8 protein-coding genes and 2 pseudogenes are annotated in these 10,828 nt (G+C 60.9%); 1 reads left to right on the forward strand and 9 read right to left on the reverse strand.

Going from position 1 to position 10,828, the window contains the following annotated elements; all coding sequences use genetic code 11:
- Positions 1-14: 14 nt before the first annotated feature.
- The 9 genes and pseudogenes from GRZ55_RS22160 to GRZ55_RS22200 all read right to left on the reverse strand — a co-directional run bounded on the left by GRZ55_RS22160 (position 15) and on the right by GRZ55_RS22200 (position 9,844).
- On the reverse strand, positions 15-992 hold the full coding sequence (locus tag GRZ55_RS22160) for a hypothetical protein (RefSeq protein WP_169289119.1): 978 nt from the start codon (positions 990-992) through the stop codon (positions 15-17).
- 561 nt (positions 993-1,553) lie between these two features.
- Positions 1,554-2,924, reverse strand: coding sequence for a hypothetical protein (locus tag GRZ55_RS22165; protein ID WP_169289120.1), 1,371 nt, complete (start codon positions 2,922-2,924; stop codon positions 1,554-1,556).
- A gap of 531 nt (positions 2,925-3,455) precedes the next feature.
- A pseudogene (locus tag GRZ55_RS23555) lies at positions 3,456-3,901 on the reverse strand (ABC transporter substrate-binding protein); the annotation flags it as partial.
- A gap of 300 nt (positions 3,902-4,201) precedes the next feature.
- On the reverse strand, positions 4,202-5,032 hold the full coding sequence (locus GRZ55_RS22175) for a phosphodiesterase (RefSeq protein ID WP_169289122.1): 831 nt from the start codon (positions 5,030-5,032) through the stop codon (positions 4,202-4,204).
- Entirely contained in the window at positions 5,029-6,066 is a 1,038-nt protein-coding gene (locus GRZ55_RS22180) for an ABC transporter ATP-binding protein (RefSeq protein ID WP_169289123.1), read from the reverse strand. Before GRZ55_RS22180 ends, GRZ55_RS22175 begins: the two co-directional genes overlap by 4 nt.
- Positions 6,063-6,854 carry an ABC transporter permease gene (locus tag GRZ55_RS22185; RefSeq protein ID WP_169289124.1) on the reverse strand — a complete coding sequence of 264 codons (792 nt, stop codon included), beginning with the start codon at positions 6,852-6,854 and terminating at the stop codon, positions 6,063-6,065. The genes GRZ55_RS22180 and GRZ55_RS22185 overlap by 4 nt, the downstream gene beginning before the upstream one ends.
- Before the next feature lie 3 nt (positions 6,855-6,857).
- Positions 6,858-7,664: an ABC transporter permease gene (locus GRZ55_RS22190; RefSeq protein ID WP_169289125.1), complete on the reverse strand. Its 807-nt coding sequence runs from the start codon at positions 7,662-7,664 to the stop codon at positions 6,858-6,860.
- A gap of 73 nt (positions 7,665-7,737) precedes the next feature.
- Positions 7,738-8,736 (reverse strand): ABC transporter substrate-binding protein, encoded by a 999-nt coding sequence (locus GRZ55_RS22195; RefSeq protein WP_169289126.1) that lies wholly within the window; start codon positions 8,734-8,736, stop codon positions 7,738-7,740.
- Position 8,737: 1 nt separating this feature from the next.
- Positions 8,738-9,844 carry a LacI family DNA-binding transcriptional regulator gene (locus tag GRZ55_RS22200; RefSeq protein ID WP_169289127.1) on the reverse strand — a complete coding sequence of 369 codons (1,107 nt, stop codon included), beginning with the start codon at positions 9,842-9,844 and terminating at the stop codon, positions 8,738-8,740.
- A 177-nt stretch (positions 9,845-10,021) separates the two neighbouring features.
- On the opposite strand from GRZ55_RS22200, the pseudogene GRZ55_RS22205 reads away from it, so the two are divergent.
- Positions 10,022-10,689, forward strand: a pseudogene (locus GRZ55_RS22205) (IS3 family transposase); the annotation flags it as partial.
- Positions 10,690-10,828 lie beyond the last annotated feature (139 nt).

Below are 10,828 nucleotides of genomic sequence, written 5' to 3' on the forward strand. Positions count from 1 at the left end.
CGGTCGTCCGGCGATCAGGCGGCAGCGGTCGCCGTTGTCACGGGCCGGGCCAGCGCGACCGAGATCGGCGGTCTCTGCCGCATGCGATGCCGCGATCGATCGAACGGATCGGCCTCGTCGGTGCGGTCGCCGTCGAACTCGTCAGGATCGACGGCATCGCCGCTCGCGACATCGCCCGCCGACTGATCAGCGACATCTTCCTCAACATTGACGCCGAACGTCTCCGAGAGCGCGGTCTGCCGCTTGCGCCCCGACCCGGACGACCGACGCCCTGGCTGGATCGCGGCGGGAAACGCGACGTGCAGTCGCCGCACGAGTTCGGCCTGCACGGCCCTGCCGAAGCGGCGCTTCAGATCGCGCAACGCCGCACCGGCCCCGTCAAGGTGGAGGAAGTCGTCAAGGGCGTCGATGCCGAAGACGTCGTCGTCGATCAGGTCGGCATGACCGGACAGGTCGAGGATCGCGCCGTGGCAGATGCGGATGCCGTCGATCTGGTGGCGGGTGCGCAGATGATCAGGCGCGACGACCGCACAGGCGAGCAGCTTCGCTTTCAGCCGCCCAAGCCTCGCGGCATTGTAAGAGGCGGTCGAGCGTTTGACGTCGCAGACGACGGCGAAGCGGCGCGCTTCGTCGACGACGATCAGGTCGGCCTTGTAGTGCTCGCGCGCGAAGACTTCGCTGGCGAGTCGGATGCCGGAGAGTTCGCCGGGACGGTTGCGGGCGATCAGCGCCTGCGCCGCCTCGGTGACCGGGAGTTCGACGTCGCGGGTCAAAATGGTCAGTTCCGGATGCTGCGCGGCGATCAAGGCCAAGCCCGCCTGCAGCATCAGCCCATCATGACACCGTGCGGAATGAACGAACGACGCGATCGCGCCAAGATCGCCGAAGGTCACGTCGCCCTGATCGCCCGGCGATGCGCAGGCAGCGGCGACGCTGCGCTCGACGAGCCGGGCGAAGTCGGGCTCGAGACCGGCGACGTCGAGGCGATGCACCGGGCGCGCTTCGGGGGCCGACGTCGAAGGACGATGCGCTGACGCGGGCGCGGCAGTGTGATTTGCGGAAGGATGGTCGTTGGCGGCACGCGCCGCTTGGACGGACGCAGGGCGTCCGGTAGAGATACTCATAGCCCGATTCCTCTCATCACGAGGTTGAGGGTCAGGCCCGGGTTCGGCGTTGGCGCGCCGGCTCGGGCCGCTTGGTCTGAACCGCGATTGCCGTCGCCGTCCATGCGCCAGATATGACCGGCACTGCGCCCGGGCTCAAGGGCCCCAGGCCGGCTTTGCCGCGGATATGGTTAATGCGGGGCTCCCGCGTCGGGGACTCCCAACATCACTTGCACCCAACAGGTCCGGGTCGCGTTCATTGCGATCGGATCGCTCGGGAGCGCGGTGCTTCGACCAAATCGGCATGACAAAGTTGGGCAGATCGAACCGACGCCGCGCACTCATGCACCTCGCGCATTTCCACACCCGCTCCCAAAACGTAAAAACCCCGCCGGCAGGCGGGGCTTGTGATCGGGGATGGTCGGCTCACGGCAACCAAATGGGATGCAATCAGCGCATCAGCTTGTTCAGCCTGCGACTGACGGACTTTTCAACTGCGAGCTCAAACGCGGTCGACGGCCGGGTTGCGAGCGTGATCTCGCCGCTCGGCATCCTGTGCGTCCGCCTTTCCTCGGTCGGCTTTGCCTTCGCAGTCTTCGCTTTGGCCGGCTTTGATGCGGCCGGCTTCTTGCCGACATCCGTTGCCGATGCGGCGACCACGATCGGCGCGGATGCCACCGCTTCGGTTTTGATCTCCGCATCCGGTGTGATGTCGACATTCTCACCCGCTTCGACCGCGATGATCATGGATGCGTCGACCTGCGCCGATGCTTCGACCGATGCGGACGCGTTGGAAGTCGCCGCAGCATCAACCGCCAGCGGCGGCCGAACCCCCTTCGCGTTCATCCATTCGAGGACCGGCAGCACCTCACCTTCGAGCCAGGCTCGAAGCTCGTCGACCGGCGGATAGGCCTCCTTGTTGCCGAGCCGGTCGAGAAGCGCATGGGCATGCATCCAGCCAGAGGCGGCCGGCGGACGCTTCTCGATCATGCGCCCAATTTGCATCGGGTCCTCCATGCGCGAGAAAACGCTGCGACCCAAAAGCGCTGCGGCGAGCCGGGCATGGCGGAAGACGGCGTCCATCAAAACCGCCTTCTTGATGTTCCGATCGACAGGTGTCGCCGCCAGAGTCTCGGCAATGATGGTGCCGATCGCCGCGATCTCGGCGCGCAGGGAGGCCAGATCGGAGCGAACGCACGCGCGCACTAGGCGGGCAAGGCCGTCGGTTCCGCCAAGGTCAAGCGGATTGACCGGATCGGAACCGGAACCTGCACCATCCTCGCCAGCCAGCTGGCGCTTGACCATCGCGACCGTCAGGCGTTCGCCCGATTCAAAGCTCCCCAAAACCGCCTCGATCTGGTCCGCCGTCACGGATTCCCGGGCAAGCTCGAACAGAACGGTTGGCGGAACGGTGAAGGCGATCGCCCGATCCTCGTACTCGAACAACTCGGCCACAATCGACCGGTAAAGCCGGGCCGTGCGGGGGGTGAAGGGGCAGTTCTGTCCGATCCAGGCCGCGAAGGTCTTTTCCGCCGGAAGGATCTCGAACGCGGTCTCCAACATCCGGCCGCGTTCGAACGCGTCTTTCGTCAACGCGCGGTCGAGCTTGTTCATATCGGCAGCCAGACCGCGAAGCCGGTCGACTTCGTCAGAATGCAAGCCCTCGAAGACGTCGAGCGTCTTGCCGGCCTTTTTGGCCTTGCCGTTCTTACCTCTGCGCGCCTTTCCCTCGCGCGCGTTCTCCTCAATGGCGATGTCGGTTTCCGGCAGCGGAGCCGTCAGATCGGTGGCGGCGGCGGCAGTGGTAGTTTCAGTTCTCATATGCATGCCTTTCTACGATGCACGATGTTGTTCGGAGAAGAACGCTCATCGCTCAACTCACACGACTATCGTACATCAAGTAATTCATGCAGTCAAAATCACATACATTTTGATAATACTACTGTCAACAAATGAATACTCTGCACAAACCATAACTCAGCATCGAACATTCAACCATTAACCATTATCAACGCTGTTTCGTATTATTTCCCGATTGCTGACTTGGCCTCACCTTCCATCTCGCAGTCCAGGAAACGGCCATGGATGTAGATTTCGCTTTCCGCTCGCGTGCTCGCCGCCGCACCCGCGCTCACACGCACCATGGTCGACCGCCCTTGCGACGCGTTCCAGTAAAGCGAAGTCGAAATGGAATGACTGGCGCAGCGGCGGTGGGAAACGTTCAGATGCGCCCGACCGGGCTGCGCAACCCAGACCAGTTCCACCCGGTCGGGCGCTTACCGTCGCACCAAAAAGGGATCCCGTTTGTACGCCAATCAAGGGTCACCATTCCGAGCCGATTGACAGCATGGCCTGATCCTGGAGCGGCCCCTCCTTCATTTTGAGGATGAGATACCCACACATGCGGTCCTGCCCGTTCGAGCACAATGAAATCGGGCGCGTCACGGAACTGTGCGATTAAATCCGGTGGAGCCTCGACCATGATATTGAGCCCGCCCGCGAGCATTTCCACCATACGCGTGTTGGCGTCGGTGATCGGGCGGAAAACGACCGCTTCCAGCGCCGTCAGGGCGTCCTGGTAGTCCGGATTGCCCGCGATTAAGACGCGCTGATTCGCCTGCTACTCGGCGAAGCGGAACGGCCCGATATCAACCGGGTTGCGCCCGTAGTTCTCGCCATGCTGCTCGACAGCGGCCGGCGAGACGATCAGGCCGGTCGGATAGGCAAGATTGACAGGAACGGCGCGAACGGCTCCTGAGCGTGAACTCGACCGTATAGTCGTCAACGACCATCACGGTCTGAAAACGGCCCCAAATGGAACATGTCGAGATTTCTTCGGCGGTGACACCTATTGACATGAGTTCTACAAAAACGCCTCAGCAGCTATCCGCACCATGCCGCTCAAAGATATAGCCACGATGCGCCCTCTTCATTGCCGCACATGATGAATTTGGAACCGAGCGGCCGAAACCATCAAACAAGCAATGATGACCTTTACGGTGGTTCCACAGAGCGCGGGTATTGCATGATGCCTGTTGAATAAAGTCACTTAATTGTGGTCAAGTGACCCGCCTGAAAACGCAAGGCGTCCGAGTTCATCATTGCAACGATCTGTCCCCGATGGCCGGTGTAGAAAACGGATAGCGATCTTCTGGAAAATCGGCACCAATAAGGTGCGAGACAAAGCCATCGCGCCATTCATGCAACATGAAACCGCTCGGCTCTAAACTCAGCGTATGGGGGTTTTCGATTCGCTGGTCCAGGGTAACGCAATGCGACGTTCCCGGTGCGATTAGCCCGATCGAACTCCCGAACATCCGCGTGACGCCGCGATGCACATGTCCGCAGACAAGCAGCGCTTCTCCCCGATAGGCGTCCAGTATGTCTCGAAGGTGATCGCCATTCCGTAAATTGTTCAGGTCCATCGGATGAATGCCGGTGGTGAAGGGTGGGTGATGCAGACCCACGATCACCGGCTTGCCGTTAAACCTCGCCAGACGATCTCGCAAGAACGCCAGCGTTTCGGGATCGAGTCCACCGTGGTGATACCCCTCGACCAGCGTGTCGAGACCGATTACCGCGAAGTCGGCGAGTTCAATGTCCCAGTTGATCCCGCCAGTGGCCGACATCCAGCTTTCGCCAGCGAAACCTGCACGCAGGTTTTCGCGCAGGTCGTGATTGCCAGGAACGACGCGATAAGGAATGTCAAGAGACGACATGATCCGGCGAAACCGTGCATATTCGGCCGGGGTCCCGAAATCAGTCAGATCCCCGGTCACGATCGCAAGATCGACAGGACCGATGAGCGGCAAACACCGATTGATGGTTGCGACCGCTTGCACGAGCGCCGTGGCAGTATCCACGACGCAGTAAGCCAGTTGCCCTTCAGGCACGATGTGGGGATCCGAAAGCTGGATTATCTTGCTCACTTCATTTCGTCTTTCGCTGAAAGAAGCATAAGCGTCGCCGGATCGATAGTTATGCGAACAGTGCTTGCAACGGCCGGGGCGGACTTGCCAGCGTAAAGCGCGAAGATCGTGCGTGATGCGATGCCGGCAAGGCCTACTCGATAGTGGGTGCCGAGAAAGGTCACGCTTTCGACCCTGGCAGAGAGTGGGCCGTCATCGGTGATCCGCACGTCCTCGGCCCTGACAAAGACCGTGCTGCCGATGCCGCTGCGCGGCAGACAAAGCGTTTCGCCCGCCGGCGTCACCAGACGATTGCCTTCGATCCTGCCGTCGATCTCCATGGCCTGTCCCACGAAGCTCGCCACAAAAGGCGAATTCGGGTTGCGATAGAGTTCTTCGGGCGTACCGGTCTGAACGATGCGGCCGTGCGACATCACCACAACCCGGTCGGCAATAGCCATGGCCTCGTCCTGATCGTGAGTGACGAAGATCGCGGTGATGCCGAAGGTGCGCAGGAGCCCGGCCAGTTCGTCGCGAAGCCTGTCGCGTAAGGCGGCATCAAGCGCGGAGAGCGGCTCGTCCAGAAGCAGGATGCGTGGTCGAGGCGCGAAGGCCCGGGCCAGCGCCACGCGTTGGCGCTGGCCTCCCGATAGCGCCGTGACCGAGCGGTCGGCATAAGGTTCGAGTTGACACAGCGCGAGAACTTCCGCAACGCGGCGGTCAATCTCCTCGACCGGCAATTTCTGCATCTTCAGGCCGTAGCCGATATTGCGGCGCACGGACATGTTTGGAAAGAGCGCGTAGGATTGGAAAACCATTCCCACCTTGCGCTTTTCCACCGGCAGGTGCGTAACATTATCCTCGCCGAACCAGATCTCGCTTCCCTTGTCGGGTCGTTCGAGGCCCGCGACCAGACGCAGGAGCGTTGTCTTGCCACAGCCAGGGGGGCCCAGCAGCGAGATGATCTCGCCGGGTTTCACATGCAGGTCGGTCGGCGTTAGCGCCACCGTGCCGTCGGGATAGGTCTTGGACCCGGACCGGAGGGTAAGCGTCATTTGCCAATCCTTTGCGCGCGCTGCGAGGCCCATTGCATGGCCATGAGCAACGGGACGATGATGATGAAGAAGACGAGCGTGTAGGCGGAGGCGATTTCCAGCCGCATCGACGCATAGCTGTCGGCGAGCCCCACGGGCAGCGTCTTCAGGTAAGGGGTGTGCAGCATCCATGTCAGGTTGAACTCGCCGATAGACAAGGTGACAACGGTCAGTGAACCGGCAAGAATGCCCGGCATCGCGTTCGGGATCACCACGTCGCGAAACCGCTGCCATGGCGAGGCTCCAAGGGAAGCCGCGCCTTCCTCCAGCGTCTTCAAATCCATGGACGAGAGAACGGCGAGTACGGAGCGGATCATGAATGGCAATGTATAGAGCACGTGGCCGGCAAGGATGAAGGTCCAGGACGTGCGGAAACCCCGCATGGAGCCGTAAAGCTGCAGGAGAGCCAACGCCAGCGCCAGCCCCGGCACGGCAAGTGGAAGCGAAACGAATTCCTCCAGCACGCGCGATGCCCAGCCGGGACGGCGCGCGAGACCATAGGCCGCCGGGACACCGATCAGCAGCGTGCATACCAGGCAAGTGATGGCCAACCAGATCGATAGGAAGATGCTGTCCATGTACAGGTCCCAGACCTGCGAGATCCATTGGAAGGTCAGCCCAGAAGACAGGCCGCGAAAGTAATTTACCGTCACGCCCGCAAGGACAGATTGCAGCGTGGGAACGAGCAGGAACGCACAGGTCAGTATCGTGACCACGATCTGCAGCGTTCTAGCCATCGAGATTCTCATTGGTCAGCCTCCCCCAGCCGCCGCGGTATGGCCTGTGAAGGTGCGGGCAATGACCAGAAGCAGCCAGGTCACGATACCAAGGGCGACCGAGAGTGCCGACGCCATAGCGATATTGGCCGAGAGCGTAAACTCCGTGTAGATGACCATGGGCAGCACATCGATATTGGTTGCAAGCGTGAAGGCGGTTCCAAACGCACCCATGGCCGTGGCGAAAGCGATAGCGCCTGCGGCCACCAGCGAGGGGGCAAGACCTGGCAGGATTACGTCGATGATGACGCGCGTTGGCCCCGCGCCGAGCGAGCGGGCGGCTTCCTCCAGGGACGGATCGAGCTTTTCGGTCGCCGCCATGACAGTCAAAAGCACTCGCGGTATCGAGAAATAGAGATAGCCCAGGAACAATCCGAACATCGAATAGGCGAACACCACATTGCCGGAGGTGAGTTGGCTGAAAAGTCCCTGACGTCCGCCCAGAAGAATGATGAGAAATCCGATTACGACACCGGGAAACGCCAGCGGAAGGGTCAGAACGGAAAGGACGAGCCCCCGTCCGGCAAAGCGGTTTCGCGCGAGGAACAGTCCGGTCGTAGTCGATATAGCCAGCGCCGCGAGAGTAACCGCGAACGAGACGCCGACAGTTTGCAGCAGCGAATTCAAGTAGCGCGGCGTGGCTAATATCTGCCAGTAAATGGCCCAGCCAGCCGGGCTTTCACCCGAACTCATCACCAGCCGGACTAGCGGCAGAGCCAGAAATGCGAGCACGAAGACGAACATCGGCACGAAGCAAAGCTGCACGAAAACTCGGGAGCTCATGATTCTCAATCCATGGAGAACAGGTTGCCGGGACCGCATCGCGGCCCCGGGGGCGTGCGGGAGAAAACCCGTCCTACCTGACTTCGTTCAGATAGCGGTCGCCGAAGCTTGCCTGCGCCTTGTCAAGCTCGTCGTAGTCCACCGCGACGGCACGTTCATAGTCAGAGGCAGGCAGGAATTTTTCAGCCAACCCCTCGGGCAGGGTGATCGGACGCGCCGGTTGCAGGTAGGCATTGGCCCAGATCGCCTGGCCCTCGTCTGACAGCACGAAATCAAGCACCTTCTTGGCGGCCTCGGGGTGCGGAGCGCCCTTGACGAAACTCATGACGTAAGGGACGCGGATCGATCCTTCGCAGGGCAGGACGAACTCGAAGTTCCCATCCTCCTCATATTTTCCGCGGTAGGCGTTGAAATCGTAGTCGAACAGGATCGGGATTTCGCCCGAGACGACGCGCGCGTAGGCTGTCTGCTTGGGCACGATCGGCGCATTGGCCGAAAGCTCTTGGAAGAACGAGATGGCGGGATCGAAATTCGACAGGTCGCCACCAAACGCATGGTTCACTGCAACGGCACCTGCATATCCGACGAAGGCGGAGGACGGATCAAGATAGCCGACCATCCCACGATATTCGGGATTCTTCAGGTCCGCGAAGCATTGCGGCACTGGCGCGCCGCCGAGTGCGTCAACGTTCACGAACAGCCCCATCGTGCCGTAATGCACTGTGAACCAGTTGCCCTCTGGGTCCTTCAACCCCTCGGGGATCTCATCAAACAGGGCCGGCTTGTAGGGTTCGACGACGCCTTCGCGCGCGGCGGCGATGCCGCCGGTCACGCCGTAATAGACAACGTCCGCCACCGGGCTGCCGCGCTCGGCGAGAAGCTGGCTGAGTGCCTGGCCCGAATTCTTGTTGTCATGGGGCATCTTGATGCCAAGGTTCTCGTCGATGGCCTGCAGCATGGACGCCCAGTCGGCCCATTGCGGCGGACAATTGTAGCAAACGGCTCCCTCGGCGAATGCAGCAGGCGCAGCAGTGACGCTTGCCAGCAATGTAAGCGCAGCGATATATCTCATTTCATCTCTCCTCCGATGTCGATTGCAAAATGTTGCGAGGTGGGCTGAGCTGCTGGGGAAGGGCCAACTTCTCCAGCAGCGACGTTTTGGCGGCAGCCTGTCCGAGGCTGCCTCCGGAGCGAAACACAAAGCCGGCGACGTCCGTGTGACAACCTGGCTGATCGGACGATTTCTGGGCAAGCACCATATCGGCAGCCGCGCGCCCCATCGCGTATGGGTTCGTTACGACGGTCGCCAGCGTCGGCTCCACCATCTGGCCAAAATCTATGCCGTCGAAACCGACGATGGAAATATCGGTGGGCACGCGCACCCGAGCCTTCCGCAATATCGACATGATTTCGATTGCGACCTGATCGTTCGATGCGAAGATACCGGTCGTCTGCGGATGTTGCAGCAGGAAAGCCAATAATTGTCCGACTAGATCTTCACCACGTTCGTCGATTTCGAGGATCGCTGGAGCGGCGAGTCCGAAATTGCGGCAAGCCTCTTCAAGGCCTTCAAGACGCTGGCACGCGCGATCGGAACTCGTCAGCCGCAGTGCGATATAGCCGACGTGACGATGGCCGTATGCCGCCAGCATGCGCCCGACTTCGAAGGCCGCGGCCCTGTTATCGACGCCACATGCGTTGGGTGAGCCATGATCATAATTGAAGAGCAGGCAATGCGGAATGTCACGTGAACGCACAAAGTCCAACGCGGGCGAGGCGTGAAGATCGTTCACGGTCAGTATCAACGCGTCCACTCGCTTGGCGATCAAGGTGCGCACCGCCGAAAGTTCCCTGTCGGGGTCATAGCCGCTACTCGACAGAAGAAGTTGCAATCCGTGATCGGCGGATACGTCTTCAATCCCCTGTACCGCGGCGGAGTAGACCGGGTTTGAGATCGATGGCACGACGCAGCCGACAGTTCGCGTCCGGCTGGAACGCAGGGATCGCCCGACGTCGCTGAACTCGAATCCGAGGTCACGAGCGGCCACCATCACCTTGTCGCGCAGTTCGGCGCTTACGGGACCGCTGCGATTGAGAACGCGGCTTGCAGAGGCAATCCCACAGCCAGCCAGCTGTGCGACATCCCTTATGGTCGCGACCTTCCTCGTACGGAACTGCAATACAAACTTCTCCTCTTATGGAAACGTTTCCATAACACAGTGAACGAGTCAAGCCTCCTATCGCGCCACTCAAAATCAAGAGCGAAATTTATAATCGACTGCACACGGCGTAATTAGTGGGTTCCCGGAGAGTTCGCTGGGGCGGTTGCGCGCGATCAGCGCCTGCGCCGCTTCGGTCAGTTGAAAGAGCTTCAGAAAGAGAACGAGCGGTTTCGCAAGGCGGTTGCCGATCTCACCCTCGACAAGCTGATCCTGTCGGAGGCTGCCCGGGGAAACTTCTGAGCCCCTCTCGTCGCCGTGCCTGCATCGATCATGTTCGCACAGTTCTGCCAAAGCGCGTGTCGGAACGCCGTGTATGTCGCGCACTGGGGCAGCATCGCTCCACGCAGCGCCGCATTCCTCGCGGCCGGAACGACGAGCAGCAACTGACCGAGGACATCGTTGCACTGGCCCGTCGTTATGGCCGCTACGGTTATCGCAAGATCGCCGAGCTTCTGCGCAGCCAGGCGGGCTGGGTGGTCAACGACAAGCGGGTCGAGCGCATCTGGCGGCAAGAGGGGCTGAAGGTTCCAGCCAAACAACCGAAGAAGGGCAGGCTCTGGCTCGCCGACGGGTCATGCATCCGCCTGCGCGCCGCGCGACCCAACCATGTCTGGTCCTACGATTTCGTCGAGGATCGAACCCATGACGGAAGGAAGTATCGCATGCTCAACGTGATCGACGAGTTCACGCATGAGGCGCTGGCGATCCGCATCGATCGCAAGCTCAACTCCACCGACGTCATCGACGTTCTGTCCGACCTGTTCATCCTGCGCGGCGTGCCAGAACACATCCGCTCCGACAACGTCCTATGTCGGGAAATTCTGGCTGCTTAGGTCAGCAGGTCGTGTGGCATCCGGCTGTCCGGATACCTTGATAAGGTTGCCCAGACGGGCTCTGCGGTCAAGAAATGATCTCATCCATAGCAAACACAGGGTACGCGAT

Source organism: Chelativorans sp. ZYF759 (assembly GCF_012911015.1).
Lineage (GTDB): Bacteria > Pseudomonadota > Alphaproteobacteria > Rhizobiales > Rhizobiaceae > ZYF759.

What these genes read in the sequence shown, in the direction of transcription:
- GRZ55_RS22180 (WP_169289123.1), bottom strand. Translation starts at nt 6,066, where the DNA reads ATGACGCTTACCCTCCGGTCCGGGTCCAAGACCTATCCCGACGGCACG.
- GRZ55_RS22190 (WP_169289125.1), bottom strand. Translation starts at nt 7,664, where the DNA reads ATGAGCTCCCGAGTTTTCGTGCAGCTTTGCTTCGTGCCGATGTTCGTC.
- GRZ55_RS22185 (WP_169289124.1), bottom strand. Translation starts at nt 6,854, where the DNA reads ATGAGAATCTCGATGGCTAGAACGCTGCAGATCGTGGTCACGATACTG.
- GRZ55_RS22195 (WP_169289126.1), bottom strand. Translation starts at nt 8,736, where the DNA reads ATGAGATATATCGCTGCGCTTACATTGCTGGCAAGCGTCACTGCTGCG.
- GRZ55_RS22165 (WP_169289120.1), bottom strand. Translation starts at nt 2,924, where the DNA reads ATGAGAACTGAAACTACCACTGCCGCCGCCGCCACCGATCTGACGGCT.